This window comes from Erysipelothrix anatis (assembly GCF_009828745.1).
Classification (GTDB): domain Bacteria; phylum Bacillota_I; class Bacilli_A; order Erysipelotrichales; family Erysipelotrichaceae; genus Erysipelothrix; species Erysipelothrix anatis.
Map to the genome: position 1 here is coordinate 1 of NZ_WTSX01000002.1, position 17,223 is coordinate 17,223.

The window sequence follows — 17,223 nt, forward strand, 5'->3', positions numbered from 1 at the left end:
AAGCAAGCTTCTTACGCTCTTCGTTCGACTTGCATGTATTAGGCACGCCGCCAGCGTTCATCCTGAGCCAGGATCAAACTCTCCATTTGATTCTTTCTCATTTTTATACTCTGACGAGTTTTGTTTATTTCTTGTATTTCTTTTGAAATTGACGTTTCCTGTTTAGTTTTCAAAGACCATTTCGCACCCAAGTTCCCTTGAACGCTTGTACATAATACCACCCTATATCACTTGTGTCAACGCATTTTAGAGACTAATTTAATCTTTTTGAATATACATTTTTATCGGTGTGAATGTGGGTGGTTTTACGCACTTATTAACTCTATTTTGACCAACTCATCAAGGATTCCATTTCTCCAGTTTCTTCATCAATGGAACTTTCGTCAATTTTAAAACCTTCCCTTAGATAGAACGAAACCGCACCTTTGTTTTTTTCATAAACACTGAGTTGAATATCATCATATTTATCTTTCAAGAAATCTATCATTTGCTTACCAATTCCTTTACCGCGATGTGACGACAATATAAAAATTCCGGCAAGATAACTTCCTCCAGTTATACCGGAAAAACCAAGAATCTCATGGTTATCAATATAAACATACATATTGCTGTTTTCCATCGCTTCCTTAACCATTTCTTTATTTTCATGCCAGTATTGTTCCGATATATAGTCGTGTGCCTCAACATTGACCGTTTCCCATATATCAATAACTTTGTCTATTTCACTGATTTTCATGTATCTAATCATAATTCACCTCTCTATATTATTGTACCACAATCAATTTATGTTAGATGCTCGCGATACAATGCCAGTCAAATTTTAAACCTCATTGAGTAATTTGAAAGTAAACTTATAAACTGAAGTTGTATTTGTGCATACAAAGAAAGAAAAAAACAACCACGTGAAGTGGTTGTTTCTATATAACGATTATTATTTCAGCGTTGACTTGATAACTTCGACAATATTATCGACTGTGAATCCAAAGTGTTCAAACAGAACATTTCCTGGAGCCGAAGCGCCAAATGTATCAAGGGATACTGTTGCACCATCAAGTCCAACATATTTACCCCATGGTAACGAAGTCCCAGCTTCAACAGCAACTCGTGAACGAATCGTTGAAGGAATAATCGACTCCCTGTATGCTTCGTCTTGCATTTCGAAAAGCTCTGTCGACGGCATACTTACAACTCGAACGCCAACTCCTGTTTCTGAAAGTTTCTTCGCTGCCTCTAGTGTAATTGCTACTTCCGACCCTGTTGCAATTGCAATCGCATCAACTGTCTTGGGCTCATATACAATATACCCACCTTTCAACGCATTTTCTCCCGACATTTCAAGTTGCGGAAGGTTTTGACGTGAAAGCACGAGTCCAACTGGAGTAGTTTTTGATGACAATGCTAAAGCCCATCCATATGCTGTTTCGCGAGCATCCGCTGGTCTAAAGGTGATGAAGTTAGGTTGTGATCGTAAAATCGACAATTGTTCAACTGGCTCATGTGTTGGTCCATCCTCACCCAAACCGATACTATCGTGCGTTAGTACGTATGTTAACGGTACATTCATAAGAGAACTTAGACGAGCCATTGGTTTTAAGAAATCCGTAAAACCAAAGAACGTTGCTACATATGGCTTCAAGCCACCGTACAATGATATACCATTGCCCGCCGCAGCCATCGCATGTTCTCTGACTCCGAAATGTATGTTTCTTCCGAGATAGTTCTCCGAACTAAATGAAGTTTCACCTTTCATTGTAGTCATGTTTGATGACGCAAGGTCAGCTGCACCACCAAACATATTTGAATATGTATCTTTAAGGCGGTTAATCATTTCACCTGAAACATTGCGAGTTGCTTGTGGTTTGTCTTCAAACTCAAACAATGCTTTATTTTCCAAGAGAGACTCTAATGAAATCTCTGAAAAGTCTTTATTCCATTGTTGTGCTAATTCAGGATATTCTTTTTCATAATCCTCAAATAGAGCTGTCCACATGTCATGAACTTTCGTTCCTTCGTTTGCGATTTCTTTGTAGTGTGCATAAACTTCTTCTGGAACATAGAACGGTTCAAGGCTAGGGTATTCTAAGAATTTTTTTAGTGCTTCAATTGACGCATCTCCTAGTGGAGATCCGTGTGACGCTGAAGAATCTTCCTTGTCACTACCATAACCAATTTTGGTGCGAATTTCGATGAGCGAAGGTTGTTTTGTATTTTCTTTTGCTTTTGCAATAGCTGCATCAATTGATTCGAGATCATTTCCGTCTTCGACAAGGAAAGTTTCGAATCCGTATGCTTCATAACGCGCGCGGACATTTTCTTTGAATGCTAAATCGGTGCGTCCTTCAATAGTAATCTCATTTGAATCGTAAAGAACGATGAGGCGACCTAGTTCAAGTGTTCCAGCTAAGGAAGATGCTTCACTGGTTATTCCTTCCATCATACATCCATCACCAGCAACAACAAACGTGTAGTTATCAATTAAATCATAACCCGGTTTATTGTATTTTGCAGCAAGGTGCTCTTGTGCCATCGCCATCCCTACAGCTGTCGAAAGTCCTGCTCCAAGCGGCCCAGTCGTTGCTTCAACACCATCTGTATGTCCGTATTCTGGGTGTCCGGGTGTCTTTGAGTTTAGTTGTCGGAATGACTTAAGGTCTTCAAGTGTCACATCATATCCAAACATATGTAAAATTGAGTATAACAACGCAGAACCGTGTCCTGCCGAAAGGACAAATCTATCTCTATTTATCCACTTACTATCTTTAGGATCAAAATTCATGTGGTTAGCCCACACTGTATATGCCATTGGAGCTGCCCCTAACGGCATCCCTGGGTGTCCTGAGTTTGCTTTTTGTACCGCGTCTACTGAAAGTACACGAAGCGCATTTACTGCTAAGTTATCAATCTGTTTCATAATTTCGCTCCTTTGGTATTAGAGTACCTCATTTTGCCTTTTGTTTCAATGTATTACTCCAAAAAGCTACGTCGCAAGAAGCACAAAAGGTTCTGTGTGATAATACCTATTCCAAGTGCTTTTAAACAAAAAAGACGGTTCCCCGTCTAAATTTTTGCAATTGAATTAATGTTGGCTTTTAATAGTTCGAATTTAGCTTGTGCCTTCTCGATGGTTTCATCAACAATGCAGTAGTAGAACTTACATTTCGGTTCAGTCCCTGATGGTCTTATCGCAATCCAAGAACCATCTTCAAGATAAAACTTTAAAACGTTCGATTTTGGAAAATCGAGTTGTTCGCCATTTGAGCGCATCGATGTTTGGAAATCGTCAAAGTATTTTACCCCAATATTCGCAAAAGAATTAAACGCACCAGTTCTAAACGTATTTAGAATTTCCTGAATTTCTTCTAAACCAGTCGCGCCTGCTCTAGTAATTGCTACTTGAGATTCAATATGTGCACCATGTTCCTCGTAAAGCGCATCTAGAACATCAACGAGCGTCTTATTCTTATTCAAGTAATAGTTTGCAGCTTCAGCAACCATTAAACATGCTTGAATCGCATCTTTATCTCGTACGAAATCTGCAATTAAATATCCGTAACTTTCTTCATACCCAAAGACAAACGTGTAATCTTTCGCTTCGTTATGTTGTTGAATCTTGTTTCCAATATATTTAAAACCCGTTAAGGTCTTTTCTACGGTTACACCATATTTAGCAGCTATTTTTTCCCCTAAATCTGATGTAACTACGGTATTGAACATAATTGGATCGGTTGGCATTGTGCCTAGTTCAATTTTACTTGAGTAGATGTATTCTTGCAGAATTGAACCGCCTTGATTCCCTGTAAGGTATTGGTACTCGCCATTATGTTTAACTACAATTCCCATGCGGTCGGCATCTGGGTCGCAGCTGAGGATTAAATCTGCATCCAGGCGTTTTCCATATTCGATTGCAAGTTCGTAGCTATCGCGATCTTCTGGGTTTGGAGTTTTTGTATTACTAAAATCAGGATCAAAGGAGCTTTGCTCCTCAACAACCGTTACGTCATATCCAAGCGATGATAACAAGGTGGGGACCATTGGATAAGAAGTTCCATGTTGCGAAGTAAACACAATTTTAATATTCTTCGGTTCGTCGCGTCGAAGTTGTATCGTTTTAATTGCATCGAGATAGATATTATCGAACGTATCATCGATTGCGTGTATCTTTGTTGAGTCAAAGGTTTCCAGATCAATTTCAGTTTCGTCTTCAACTTCATTAATCAATGCAATAACTCGTGCAATTTTATCGTCAACAAGCTGACATCCTGTCTCGTCATAAACCTTATAGCCATTATATTCTTTAGGATTATGACTTGCGGTCACAACAATTCCACCAATGCATCCCAGTTCACGAACCGCAAATGAAAGCTCTGGTGTTGGTCTTAGCGTCTCAAAAATATAGCTCTCAATACCGTATCTCGAAAGAATCCGTGCACTGACTTCAGAAAACTTTCTAGATTTGTGGCGATTATCATATGCAATCGCAACCTTTAGAGGTTGATTAGGAAATGTTTCAACTAAATACTTACCAAAACCAACATTTGCTTTCGCAACTGTGAGCTCATTCATTCGATTGGGACCTACTCCAAGTAGCCCGCGCATTCCTGCAGTCCCAAACTCGAGCGATTTGTAAAATGCATCTTGTTGATCACTTTCCGATAAATTATCAAATCCAGATTTTACCCAGTCGTATTTTTCTTGTAATGCTGACCATTTTTTAATTGTCATTTTGTCCCTCCACGATGAAATAAAAAAAATAGAAGATTTACACCTTCTATTTTAATGCAATTATGATATTAAGCAATGACTTTTTGAGCTTTTAGTACTTCTTCAATAGTTGCGATTGCTTCGTCTTGATCTTCACCTTCAGCTGAAATTACGATTTCTGACTGAGTTGGGATTCCCAATGACATAACACCCATGATTGACTTCATGTTTACAGCTTTACCTTTGTAGCTAATTTTAATTTCGCTTTTAAATTTACTTGCTGCGTTAACTGCTACTGTTGCTGGACGTGCGTGTAATCCAACTGGATCGATAACTGTTACTGTGATTTCTTTCATTATTTTTTCCTCCTAGTTTTTTCTCTTTAATTTTATACTATTCGTGAGAATAATACAATCTAATGCACTTTTTAATGCTAACCATTTCAAACTACTTATGGTACGGGTGATTCTTAGATATCATAAACATTCGGTACACTTGTTCATAAAGCATTAATCGGACAAGTTGATGGGGGAATGTTAGGTTCGAGATTCGCCAACGTATATTTGCTCGTTGTCGTATTTCATCACTCACACCATGTGAGCCTCCGATAATAAATGTCACCGTTTTTCCGTGATCTATCAAATTCACCAGCTTCTCGGACATTTGTGGAGAAGTAAAATCTTTTCCTTGTAAATCCAAGAGAACAACATGGTCCCGAGGATCTATTTTGTCGAGAACGCGTTGCGACTCATCTTGAATAATACCATTAATATCATTTTCTTTTTTATTACTATTTGGTAATTCAATCATCTCTATCACATGAATCGGTTTAAGGCGTTTTTGAAACTCTGCAATAAGTGCTTGCATCTCTTTTTCTTTAATTTTTCCAATTGCGATTATTTTTATCACTTGAGAGTTACTTCCAAATCAATCGTCTTCCCTGCACGGAGTACTTGCATCGATACCGTGTCGCCTGATTTTTTGGTGTAAAGTTGATTTCTAAAAGTCTTGTAATCTGTAATCTCTTTACCGTCAAAACTTGTAATGACATCATTTTTCTCGATACCGCCTAATGCTGCAGGACTCTTGTCGACAACTTCCACTACAAAGACACCACCTTTTAAATCATCTGGAATGTTGTAGTAACTTCTTTGGAATGGATTTAATGCATCTACCGATGTTGATGATACTCCGAGTACAGGATATTGCACTTTTCCAGTTGCTGCGATTTCGTCGATGACGCGTTGAACTTCATTTGCTGGAATCGCAAATCCCATTCCTTCAACTTGTTGCGGATTCAATTTCATCGAGTTAATTCCGATGAGTTCGCCATTTAAGTTGACAAGTGCACCACCACTGTTCCCAGGGTTAATTGCTGCATCTGTTTGGATTGCAACTCTATCCCAATCCGGTTGGCCGTCTCCGTTTATGTCAACAGGGATTTTTCGGTCTTTTCCGGAAACAACTCCGAATGTAACTGAGTTTGCAAATTCAAGATCGATTGGACTTCCGATTGCTAATACAAATTCACCAACTTTCAATCCCGATGAATCTCCTAGTACAATTGGTTCAATATCTGTTTTTTCTTTAACCTCGAGCAAAGCAAGGTCAGACAGTGGATCAGAGCCAATTAATGTCGCTTCTTTATCTTCACCATTTGACAAACGCACGCTAAATTTGTTTCCACCATTGACAACATGTTCGTTAGTAATGATTTGAAGCGTATCACCAGTATTCTTGTAGATGACTCCTGAACCACTTCCCATAGCACGATCACCTTGGTAATTAACGACACTTACTACTTTGTCCTCAACTTTTTCGACAACGCGTGTTGTATCAATATCAAAATTCGTAACAACTTCTTGAGATGGTTTTCCTGACTCTGTTTGTGTTGTTGCGGGCCTGTTATTCACCTCATAGAGCTGGTATGTTAAGAAACCATTCCAAGCAAGTAAAATTACGAGTATTCCTAAAAAAGTTCGTTTAAATCCATCATTGTTTTTCATTGTTTATGCCTCCCATTACAATCTCATATTGTTTTGCGACGCTTATTTCTATCCTAGGGTTTGAAACAATTTCCGACACGGTTTCAATTGCCAGTGCTTCGGTATTTGCTTCTGCGCTCAAGTGAGCGAGTACTATTTGTTTCGTATTCTCTGTAACAACTTTTGATAACACTAATCCGGCATCGGCATTTGACAAGTGCCCAACATCTGACAGTATGCGCTGTTTAATATAGTATGGCCTTATCGTTTTCATCAACATTTCCGGATCATGATTACTTTCTAAAATATAGTAATCTGCATTTCGTAAATAGACGAGATCTGTTTCCTTAACATAGCCTGTATCGGTCATATAAACCAGCTTCCGTTTTCCATCATCAAGAACATAGCCTACAGAATATGCATCATCGTGCGATGTTTTAATCGGCATGATGTGAATCCCATCGATCTCAAAGGGTTCATATGGAGTGACTGTTGTAAAGTCTTCCATATCCGGAGACGATGTAAATACTGATTTGTTCTTGAAATGCTTTAATTGGCTTGTATGGTCTGAGTGGTCGTGAGTTATCAAAACATGATCGATATCATCAAATCTCAAGCCAAGAGATTCAAAACTTTGACTAAGGTATCTTTTGGTTGTACCACAGTCAATAAGGATGCGCGTACCTTTTGTCTCAATAATACATGCATTCCCTTTCGAACCACTTGCCAGTATTGCATAGTTCATTTCTTTACACCACCTCCTACTAACAACCTAACACAGAACATGGATCAATCCGTGTTCCAGATTGGTAAACTTCAAAATGAACATGGGCTCCAAAACTTCGACCCGTATTACCAATATACCCAATCGGCTGGCCTGCAGTAACAACCTCTCCGACTTGGACGTATGATCCCGGATTACGCATATGAGCGTAACGTGTTTGATATCCATTTCCATGGTCTATTAATACATAATTACCCCAATCGTCTTTGTATGTCGCTTCGATTACGACCCCACGGTCAGAGGCATAAATTTCGCCCAAACCGCCATTTCCAAAGTAAACGAAATCAGTTCCATTATGTCCTTGATAACAACTATTTCCATAAGCACAAGTGATGAATCCATTGGTAACAGGCCAACGGAACTTCCCACTCCCAATGCGAGGTTCAATTTTTGTACCGACCCGTACTTTTCCGCGTATTGGTTCGACTGTAGTGTGCTCCGATACTCTTTTCGAGGAAACTGACTGCATGTTGACCGTTGTATCGTTATACGTAACATCACGCAACCCATTACGTTCGACGACATCGATTATTTCGACGCCTTCTTTTAGTTCTGGATCTTCTACATATTCAATGTCTTCGGGATAAACTATCTCCTCAATACGTCGTTCTCGAACAACTTCGACTGTTAGTGGCGAGTTAAACTTGCTTACATTAAGGACTGTTCCTGGCTGTAAGAGTTGTTCTCTACTAACAATTTTATCTCGGTTCAGCGAAAGAATTTGAGAGCCTGTCATCCCGTGCTTCCAACCAATACCATCAACGGTATCAAAGCGTTCGACTTCATACGTTTCAATATTTGGATCATATCCATAACTTAGAAACTTAAGTACAGTTGCTTCGTCCTGCATTATTTTATCAACCGGTGCAAAGCCTGGTGTAACTTGAATCGTTTCTTTAACACTTAGCGCAATCTCTCGTTCACCGTAGCCAGTCATCGGCGGTAATTTTTCACCTTTTTTTAATACATTGTAGACATCATCCGATGACACAAAGTTTTTAATAAATCCTTCACGTGCTCGTTCGAAATCTTCAATGTTTTTCACGTAAATAATCGCACCGTTCGAAAACTCAATTTTATGTGCTTCAATAGCCAACAATCCTTGGTCGTAAAGGTAATTGAAAATTTCTGTGTCTTTGTTCTCGTACGAGTTATAGCTGAGTGCCTTTGTTGTGTAGACATCTTCTGACGGTCCTAGTTTCGAATTTTCAAATTTGTCTTTGTACTCTGCTTCATAAACACGATCAAAGTTGCTTTCAAACGATTCTGTATTGTTTAAGATTCCAATCAAGGTATCTTTTTGATATATTTTAACGACCTCATGGGGTTTATCACTGGTTGCGACAACATTTTGTGGAATGATTGCTGAGGCAACATCTGTGATTTGATAAGTCTCACTATTTCTCATTTTGGAGTCACTTTGATTGAGCAAATATCCCAAAATAATACTTAGTAGAGCTGCTCCTAAAATAACGGGTAGCTGCTTTTTCAAATCAAACATCCTTTCTATCTACATGTAACAAAGCCGTTGCATGCATTAAGTCGATTCCCCCCAGAATCCCAAATTTCTAAATGTAAGTGAGGTGTCGTTGCAAAACCTGTATCTCCAACTTGACCGAGATACTGTCCAGCTGCAACCGTTTCACCTTGCGATACTGCCGCAGGTCCTGGCATATGTGCATAAAGCGATTGGTAACCATTACCATGGTTGATCCGCACCCAATGACCCCATCCAGATTGATCATATCCTTTACCATTTACAACACCGCGGTCAATTGAGAAGATTGATCCGTAGACACCCCACGGTTGCATATCAACCCCACGGTGTCCGCCATAACATCCAAATTCACAAATAACACGTCCATCCGCCAACGGCCATCGACCAGTTCCAGCAACACCAATATTTGATACTTTTGGCTCCTCTTTGGTTCCGATTCGCACTTTCCCGCGAACCGCTTCAGTGGTTGTCTTTCGAGATGTTTCGTCGGAACGCTGTTGTTCCCCGTTCACAAATAAAATGTTATAGGAAACATCCGCAATTCCTTCTTGTGCCACCACATCCACAATCTCTGTTCCCTCATCTACTGTTGGATCTTCAACGTATTCGATATCTTCTGGGTAGATTGGTTCAGTCGTTTTCATTTCCTTCGTTACAAGAACGGTAAATGGTGAGTCAAATTTACTGACGTTCAATTCCATACCCTCTTGTAAAATTTGTTGTTCTGATGAAATTTTGTCGCTATTGATGGATACAATTTGTGATGCGGACATCCCATTTTGTGACCCCACCCCAGCAACGGTATCATATTTTTGGACTGTATAATTCTCAAGTTTAGGTTCATAGCCGTAGTTTAAGAACGTTAACACCTGGTCTTCATTCATGAGAATATCTTCTTTACTTGCAAGTCCTTTTTCAATTTTTACTGTTTCGTTAATTTCCAGAGATTTTTCGAGCATTCCTGAACTATCGGGAGTTACCGGTTTCTTTTGATTAACAAATGCTTCGTAACCTTCTTCTGTCACAAAGTTTTTTATAAACATTTCCCGCGCAGTGTTAAAGTCTTCTCTATTTTTAACATAGATGACCGCACCGTTTGAGAACGTTACTTTGTTACTTTCAATCGCAAATAAATTCTTCTCGTGAATATAGCCAAAGATTTCTACATCACGGTCTTCGTAAATGTTATAACTCAATTCTTTGGTTTGGTAAATATCATCGATGAAACTCAGTTTTGAATCTGGAAACTCTTCCGCATATTCATTAGCGTAAACGTCATTGAACATGGTATCCAATCGAGATGTATCGCGAATGATTCCGACAAGTTTCCCTGAATGATAAAGTTTTGTAATCTCAACCGGCCGATCATTTACCGCTACAACCTCTTGAGGGAAGTTTGCTTTCGATGTATCAATGACTTGCATAGCTGCTTCAATGCTTTGTTGGTCTGATTGATATTTACCGAGCAATCCAAGAATTACACTCAGTCCTAGTGCAACTCCTATCACAATAAAATTTTTCTTCATCGATCATCACCTACCTTCCTGTTGCTACATCGTAAAATTTAGTTATTGATGCATTGAATTGCATCGTTATATCTGCAAGAGCACCGTTACGGTGTTTACTAATTTTGACCAAAACTTCTTGCAGATCGGGTTTGGGTCCTTTCGGTACATCATCATTCTCTTCGTGCTGTGTATAGTATTCTTCACGATAAAGGAACATTACGATATCCGCATCTTGCTCAATCGAGCCCGACTCACGTAAATCACTCAATTGCGGAATCTTGACTTCCCGTTTTTCCACGTTACGTGATAATTGTGAGAGTGCAATAACCGGAACTTCCATTTCCCTTGCTAATTGCTTCAGACCACGGGATATTTCAGAAACTTCTTGTTGGCGACTATCGGAGTTGCCACGTCCTGTAATCAACTGAATATAGTCAATAACAACCATATCCAAGCCAACTTCTGCTTTTAATTTTCGACACTTCGAGAAAATCTCCGCCATCGTTACCGTCGAACTATCATCGATATAGATATTCGTGTTTGACAGTACGCTTGCGGCCATACTTAAATCATTTGACATCTCATCCGTTAAATTCCCCGATCTTAAAAATTCACTTTTAATCGAAGATTGTGCTGCTAACATACGACTCATTAAGTGTGTGGCTGGCATCTCTAAGGAGAAAACCGCAACACTACCTTTACCGTTATCGTTATGTCTTGCCACATTAAGTGCAAGATTCAATGCAAACGCTGTTTTACCTACCGACGGACGGGCAGCCAAAATAATTAAATCTCCACGTTGAAGTCCGTTTGTAACACGGTTTAAACTTTCAAATCCTGTCTTTAAACCAGTGATACGATCTCTGTTTTCTTGTATTTTTGCCAGATTCGCTAAGAATTCAGCAACAACTTCCTGGCTTGAAAGCATATCTGAAACTTGACGATCTTGCGTAACTTCTAATACACCCTTTTCCGCAAAATCGAGAAGATTCTTAACTTCGGTTGTTGAGTCGAATCCTTGGTCCACGATTAATTGCGCAACACTAATAAGACGTCTAATTTGCGCCTTTTCTTGAATGACATCAACATAATGCTTCAATGTAGCTGGGGCTGCAGCATTCGCTGTTAAATAGAATAGAAAGTCAACGCCACCAATACTATCAAGTTCATGATGATCTCTAAGTCTTGAAATTAATGTCGTTGCATCTAAAAAGTTCCCAGCCTCTATTATGTCTAACATATGACGGAATATTTTTTGATGTTCAGTGTTGTAGAAGTCATCGACTACAAGGTTATGTTCATTTATACGATTGACTGAATCTGGATAAACCAGTAACGTACCAAGAATTGCAACCTCCGCATCATGACTGTACGGTAATTGACGCATGGATTATTCTTCCCCTATTAGTCGAACTTTGATTTCACCTGTTACATGATCGAAGATTGTTGCCGTAATACGGTTCATACCTAAATGGGATACGGGACCATTAGGTTTGAATTTACGTTTATCCACACGGATATCGTAGTCTTTACGCAATGCTTCTTCTACATGTTTTGTCGATACCGAACCAAATGTACGACCACCTTTTCCAACTTTAACTGTAAATTCTAATGTAATATCTTCTAAACGTTTTGCTATTTCTTTTGCCTTCTCAACTTCAATTGCATGTTCCTCGGCACGAGCATCTTTTTGATCTTTCAGAACTTCACGACTTCCACCACTTGCGATAACCGCTAATTTCCCAGGAAATAAAAAGTTACGTGCGTAGCCATCCGCTACCTCTACAATTTCGTCTTTTTTTCCTAATTTTTTTACATCTTTTAATAGTATTACTTTCATATTAGTCACGTTCCTCTCTTACTGTTTTAATCGCTTCTTGTAAAGCTTCAACGATTTCATTCATTGACTGATTTCGAATTACGGTAGCAGCACCTGTAAAGTGTCCACCACCACCTAGTTTCTCCATCACAACCTGGACATTGAGTTCCCCTTTAGAGCGCGCTGAGATTGCAATCGATTCTTCATCGACTGATGCAATCACAAAGGATGCCTCTACTTCCCTTACAGATAAAATTTCATCTGCTGCTTGCGAAAGCATTGTTCGTTGTAATATTCCATGTTTATATGCTGCGATAACGTAATCATCATAGAGTTTACTTGTCGCAAGAATTTTTGTTTTCGTTTCAAAGTCACCATAATCATCACGAAGCATATTTTCAACTTCTGCTAGATCAGCACCATATTTGCGCAATTCCGCTGCCGCTTGGAATGTTCGACTTCCACTGCGGTGTCTGAATCGGTTAGTGTCAATAATCATTCCTGTATACATATATGTTGCAACTAACTTACTAATCACAACATTTTTACGATGGTACGGGAAGAGTTCAATGATTAATTCGCTCGCCGATGACGCCGATGACTCAATATAGGTAAGGAGTGGTTTAAATTTAAATTCTCCAGTTCGACGATGATGATCGATAACAGCAATCCGTTTTGCCATTCCGATAATATCTAAGAATTGTGTCTGTTCAAGACTATGGTGGTCAACCATGATCACTAATGTCTTGTCTGTAATTATACTGAGTGCTTGTGAATGACTTATGAAATTATGATTTTTTTCAAATTCTTCACGATTTTTTCGTATTGCATCGGATAGATTTGCTTCGATATCATCTGGATTCAGGACTATCGAAGCACGTTTGCCATAAACTTCTGCAATCGCCGCTACCCCTAGTGCACTCCCAAAGCAATCGAAATCCATCATCCTATGCCCAACAATGAGGACTTCTGTCGAATTATTGATGACATCTCCGAGATTTTGGGCCATGACACGAACACGCACCTTACTTCGTTTTTCAACCGCTTCAGTTGACCCACCGAAGTATGTCATTTCCCCATCTTTAGTGTTAATAACGACTTGATCTCCACCACGGCCTTGAGCAAGTTCAAGAGCACGGTTCGACATGTCTTCTAACTCTCTAAAACTCTCAGCTTGGCGGGCAAACGCCAATGATAATGTTATACTTGCATCCATCTTTGCCGCTTCTTTTCGAATTTCATGGAGGATTGTAAATCGTTCTTGGGTAATTTCTTGTAAAATCTCTTCATTTAGCACGAGAAGATAACGGTCTGATCGAATGCGTCGGATGTACATTTTATGACGATCCGCCCAACGTACAACCGCTTGCCGAATATTCATATCAATTAACGCGATAACTTGTTCTTCTTCATACTGTGTCGTTTCTTCATAGTTATCTAAATACGCAATTCCTAAAACAACGGAATTGTTACGGTTATTCCGTTCCAACTCAGTAAGTCGTGAAACATCTTTAAAAAATATGATATTGTCATTATTTCTAATGGTCGCCTCATATTCTTTATTTTTAATTGTTAATCGCACAAATTTTTCTTTGCCATTTATCAACTTCATAACTTCAGGGTATGCAGTTCGAATGTTCTTTCCAATATCCGATTCTTCAAAATTTTCACTCACCCATGTTATGGTTCCATCATCTGTAATCGTGACGACTGAAATTTTCCCGTACTCAAACGCATCTTGTGCCTCATATCCTAATAAGTCGGATACTTTGAGAACACGACTTTGGGTGCTGCTTACAGTTGTGTAAAACATTACACCAATGATGATAAGATTTACGAGAATAATGATATACTGCAAGATATAGAGATTATCTGGAAATGCTAATTGAAAGACAACGATTAGCGCTACTTCCACAAACGCAATAATCAAGAGCTGCGTTTTAAGCGTTTCGAATTTTTTTATCATAAAATTCCCCCTAAGGTTTCGTATATAATTTTATCACAAATAGGACTTTCTGACTATTGACTCATTTTTTAAAGCGTCGCTGCATTACATTAATAAGGACTGTCGAGCTTGTTTTGATAATGAAGGTTTCCATGAGAATCAATATTAAGATTCCTATAATAATTATTATATGGTAAATCGCGGGATTCGCAATGTACGGCATCATAGTTTGTGTTGCCGAATACGCAAGTGAATACTCAAATCCAAAAAATGCACCGAACTGGGTAATCATCAAAACGTAAACGGGTATTGCGGATACCACCAAAAGCGCATAGGTTTGCTTCATTTTGAGGTTTTTGGAATTTGCAAAAATACACACAAGCCCAATAAGACCATACCCTGTCATAAGAAGAACTGTAGGTAAATATCCGGTGAAAATGAGCGCCGATACAACACATGCAATATACACTGGGAAACTCGATTTAAGTCCAAAATAGAACCCGTACACAATGAGTGGAACGGGTAAAAAAGACATAAATACGCCCACAGTTGCACGATCAAAAAGCATTACAAGTGTTGTAAGTGCTACAGTCATTGCACCGGTTGTTAGATGTTTAGTAGTTTTCATAAGTACACCCCTTTATATAAAAAACCTCTCACTTGCGTGAGAGGATTCATATGTATCTTAGTTGTCTGATACGTATGGTAATAAAGCCATTTGGCGTGCACGTTTAATAGCTGTTGCTAATGGACGTTGGAATTTAGCTTTTGTTCCTGTTACACGTCTTGGAATAATTTTACCGTTTGCTGAAATAAAGCGTTTTAAGAGTTCCACATCTTTGTAATCGATTGTATCGATGTTATTTTTTGTAAAGTAGCAAACTTTACGACGTGGTCCACGGAATTTTTTGAATGACATAGTCTAGCTCCTTTCTGGTTAGAATGGAAGATCGTCACTAGTAATATCTAGAACTGGTTCATCATCCATTGAGAATGATGGTTCCGGATCAGCTTGATATGCAGGTGTAGATTGTGCACCTGATGACTGATACGGTTGAGTTTGTTGCTCACGCTCTTGACGTTGTGTACGTGATTCCAATGAATTAACACTTTCAGCATTAACTTCTTGTACATATACACGTTTACCAGTAGCATCTTCATACGATCTCGATTGAATTGAACCTTCGACACTAATTAAAGCACCTTTTGTAAGGTAGTTTGAGATAAAGTCAGCTGTTTGATTCCACGCGACACAGTTAATAAAGTCAGCTTGCTCTTGTTGAGAAAAGCGACGGTTTACTGCGACAGTGAATGAAACAACGGATTTACCTGTTTGTGTTTTACGAAGTTCTGGGTCTCGAGTCAAACGACCCACTAATATTGCGCGGTTAATCATAGTTAAATCACTCCTTTAGATTAGTCTTCTAAACGAACAATCATATGACGTAATACATCTTTATTGATACGTGTTAAACGATTGAATTCGTTTATTGCTGTGTCTTCTGATGTAAATGTAGTAACAACATAGTAACCTTTTTTAAAGTCTTCGATTTCGTATGCTAGCTCACGTAATCCCCACTCATTGACGTTATCAAGAGTTGCCCCGTTATCTGTTAAGATTGCATGTGACTTTTCAATCACTGCAGTACGTGCTTCTTCGTCTAATGAAGGTTTTACGATGTACATTAATTCATATTTACGCATGTGTACACCTCCTTTTGGTCTATGGCTCATAATGAGCAAGGATAATTGCGTTTATCCGTTTATTCATTATAGCAAATGAATCCTTGCGTGTAAATACATTCCATCAATGTTAAATACGCAAGGATTCATTCTTTTCCTAATTATTAATTATTGTTTTTTAAAATAAAGCGTGCGTTACGAACATCTCCGTGTTCTACCGCAATTTTCACTTCACTTACAGCACGGACAACGGACGCATCATCTGTAAATTCATGATCAATATTACGCGCTTTATTATAGCAGTTAATGATAAATGATGTATTAAATGCTTGTGGTGTTTGAGACACCATGAGTGTTGATGTATCTACCGTTTCCACGATGTATCCATTCACGACTCTATGTACTGCAGCACGTGGTTCAATCGCAAGGACACATGCCTTTTCGGTTCCCATTCGATGAATAAGTTTATCAATCAGACTTTGGGTTAACCACGGACGAACACCATCATGAATCAAGACAACATCTTCCGAAATCGCCATCAACCCAATTTTCACACTATCGGTACGTGTTTTTCCACCTTTTACGTAGACAATCTTACCACTGCCTGTAGTTTGCACAAATTTTTGCATATCTGCTGCGCTTGTAACGATTACAATTTGACGGCAATTTTCATCACGTTGGAAAATTGATATGGTTTTTCCAAGAACACTTTTGGAGTCATCAAATGATGCAATTGCCTTTTCATAGCTTTCACCCTCTGCAGCACCCTTACCTGCCGCAACTAACAGTACTGAATAATTCATAATACACCTCTTATTTCCCTTTGAGTTATTCTAACATATTGTATTTACGAGATAAAGTTTATCGGGTAATTTCGTAGAAAAACCCGAAAACTCGGATTTTAGTTTTTTTATCGCTTTACATAGGAGCATAACTAATTGTTCATTACCTCAACTAAGAGAATGAAATTTCATTAAATCAAGCACATTACGGTCAGGCAGCATTCGTTCAACAACTTTAGCAGCGATTTCTTTTTTTGACTTGAAGTGATGGTAAAACGCACCTTTAGTCAAGCCATCTAATGGGTCCATAATGTCTTGTACTCGAGTTGTCTCAAACCCTCGACTCGTAAACTGCTTGACTGCACTATCAAGAATCAAAGCTTTAACCTCTTTCGCCGTGTATTTTTTCATTGTCCGCCCTCAAAGATTCTTCCGGTATTTTTTATTTTATACCCGTTTGTTGACTCGCTGAGTAACGACAAAAAATCCATAACACGTAATTGTTATGGATTAAGTAA

18 protein-coding genes and 1 rRNA gene are annotated in these 17,223 nt (G+C 38.8%); all 19 read right to left on the bottom strand.

The annotated features are described in order from the left end of the window. Window positions 1-89, bottom strand: a 16S ribosomal RNA gene (locus tag GVV19_RS01455); the annotation flags it as partial. Window positions 90-322: 233 nt separating this feature from the next. Continuing rightward, window positions 323-748, bottom strand: coding sequence for a GNAT family N-acetyltransferase (locus GVV19_RS01460; RefSeq protein WP_159641588.1), 426 nt, complete (start codon window positions 746-748; stop codon window positions 323-325). A gap of 183 nt (window positions 749-931) precedes the next feature. Further along, window positions 932-2,911: a transketolase gene (gene tkt, locus GVV19_RS01465; RefSeq protein WP_159645015.1), complete on the bottom strand. Its 1,980-nt coding sequence runs from the start codon at window positions 2,909-2,911 to the stop codon at window positions 932-934. Window positions 2,912-3,057: 146 nt separating this feature from the next. Further along, window positions 3,058-4,722, bottom strand: a complete 1,665-nt coding sequence (locus GVV19_RS01470) for a phospho-sugar mutase (protein WP_159645017.1) — start codon at window positions 4,720-4,722, stop codon at window positions 3,058-3,060. 68 nt (window positions 4,723-4,790) lie between these two features. Further along, entirely contained in the window at window positions 4,791-5,057 is a 267-nt protein-coding gene (locus GVV19_RS01475; RefSeq protein ID WP_159638428.1) for a phosphocarrier protein HPr, read from the bottom strand. 91 nt (window positions 5,058-5,148) lie between these two features. Further along, entirely contained in the window at window positions 5,149-5,610 is a 462-nt protein-coding gene (gene rlmH / locus GVV19_RS01480) for a 23S rRNA (pseudouridine(1915)-N(3))-methyltransferase RlmH (protein WP_159645019.1), read from the bottom strand. Beyond that, the gene (locus GVV19_RS01485) at window positions 5,607-6,707 is read right to left on the bottom strand and encodes a S1C family serine protease (RefSeq protein ID WP_159645021.1); all 1,101 of its coding nucleotides are present in this window, start codon (window positions 6,705-6,707) and stop codon (window positions 5,607-5,609) included. Before GVV19_RS01485 ends, rlmH begins: the two co-directional genes overlap by 4 nt. After that, a complete protein-coding gene (locus GVV19_RS01490) occupies window positions 6,694-7,431 on the bottom strand; it encodes an MBL fold metallo-hydrolase (RefSeq protein WP_159641584.1) in 738 nt (245 codons plus the stop codon). The genes GVV19_RS01485 and GVV19_RS01490 overlap by 14 nt, the downstream gene beginning before the upstream one ends. A gap of 19 nt (window positions 7,432-7,450) precedes the next feature. Then, window positions 7,451-8,962 (bottom strand): peptidoglycan DD-metalloendopeptidase family protein, encoded by a 1,512-nt coding sequence (locus GVV19_RS01495; RefSeq protein ID WP_159638436.1) that lies wholly within the window; start codon window positions 8,960-8,962, stop codon window positions 7,451-7,453. Window positions 8,963-8,976: 14 nt separating this feature from the next. Beyond that, on the bottom strand, window positions 8,977-10,494 hold the full coding sequence (locus tag GVV19_RS01500; protein WP_159645023.1) for a M23 family metallopeptidase: 1,518 nt from the start codon (window positions 10,492-10,494) through the stop codon (window positions 8,977-8,979). Between the two features lie 10 nt (window positions 10,495-10,504). Continuing rightward, on the bottom strand, window positions 10,505-11,863 hold the full coding sequence (dnaB, locus tag GVV19_RS01505; protein ID WP_159645025.1) for a replicative DNA helicase: 1,359 nt from the start codon (window positions 11,861-11,863) through the stop codon (window positions 10,505-10,507). A 3-nt stretch (window positions 11,864-11,866) separates the two neighbouring features. After that, complete coding sequence (gene rplI, locus GVV19_RS01510; RefSeq protein ID WP_159641581.1) at window positions 11,867-12,316, bottom strand: 50S ribosomal protein L9; 450 nt, start codon at window positions 12,314-12,316, stop codon at window positions 11,867-11,869. A gap of 1 nt (window position 12,317) precedes the next feature. Further along, window positions 12,318-14,261, bottom strand: a complete 1,944-nt coding sequence (locus GVV19_RS01515; RefSeq protein WP_159641580.1) for a GGDEF domain-containing protein — start codon at window positions 14,259-14,261, stop codon at window positions 12,318-12,320. 61 nt (window positions 14,262-14,322) lie between these two features. Then, on the bottom strand, window positions 14,323-14,868 hold the full coding sequence (locus tag GVV19_RS01520) for a YybS family protein (protein ID WP_159641579.1): 546 nt from the start codon (window positions 14,866-14,868) through the stop codon (window positions 14,323-14,325). Between the two features lie 57 nt (window positions 14,869-14,925). After that, a complete protein-coding gene (gene rpsR / locus GVV19_RS01525; RefSeq protein WP_159638448.1) occupies window positions 14,926-15,159 on the bottom strand; it encodes a 30S ribosomal protein S18 in 234 nt (77 codons plus the stop codon). 18 nt (window positions 15,160-15,177) lie between these two features. After that, on the bottom strand, window positions 15,178-15,636 hold the full coding sequence (locus tag GVV19_RS01530) for a single-stranded DNA-binding protein (RefSeq protein ID WP_159645027.1): 459 nt from the start codon (window positions 15,634-15,636) through the stop codon (window positions 15,178-15,180). A 20-nt stretch (window positions 15,637-15,656) separates the two neighbouring features. Further along, the gene (gene rpsF, locus GVV19_RS01535) at window positions 15,657-15,944 is read right to left on the bottom strand and encodes a 30S ribosomal protein S6 (protein WP_159638452.1); all 288 of its coding nucleotides are present in this window, start codon (window positions 15,942-15,944) and stop codon (window positions 15,657-15,659) included. A 143-nt stretch (window positions 15,945-16,087) separates the two neighbouring features. After that, a complete protein-coding gene (locus GVV19_RS01540) occupies window positions 16,088-16,726 on the bottom strand; it encodes an IspD/TarI family cytidylyltransferase (RefSeq protein ID WP_159638454.1) in 639 nt (212 codons plus the stop codon). 147 nt (window positions 16,727-16,873) lie between these two features. Continuing rightward, window positions 16,874-17,116 carry a helix-turn-helix domain-containing protein gene (locus tag GVV19_RS01545; protein ID WP_159645029.1) on the bottom strand — a complete coding sequence of 81 codons (243 nt, stop codon included), beginning with the start codon at window positions 17,114-17,116 and terminating at the stop codon, window positions 16,874-16,876. Between the last annotated feature and the right edge of the window lie 107 nt (window positions 17,117-17,223).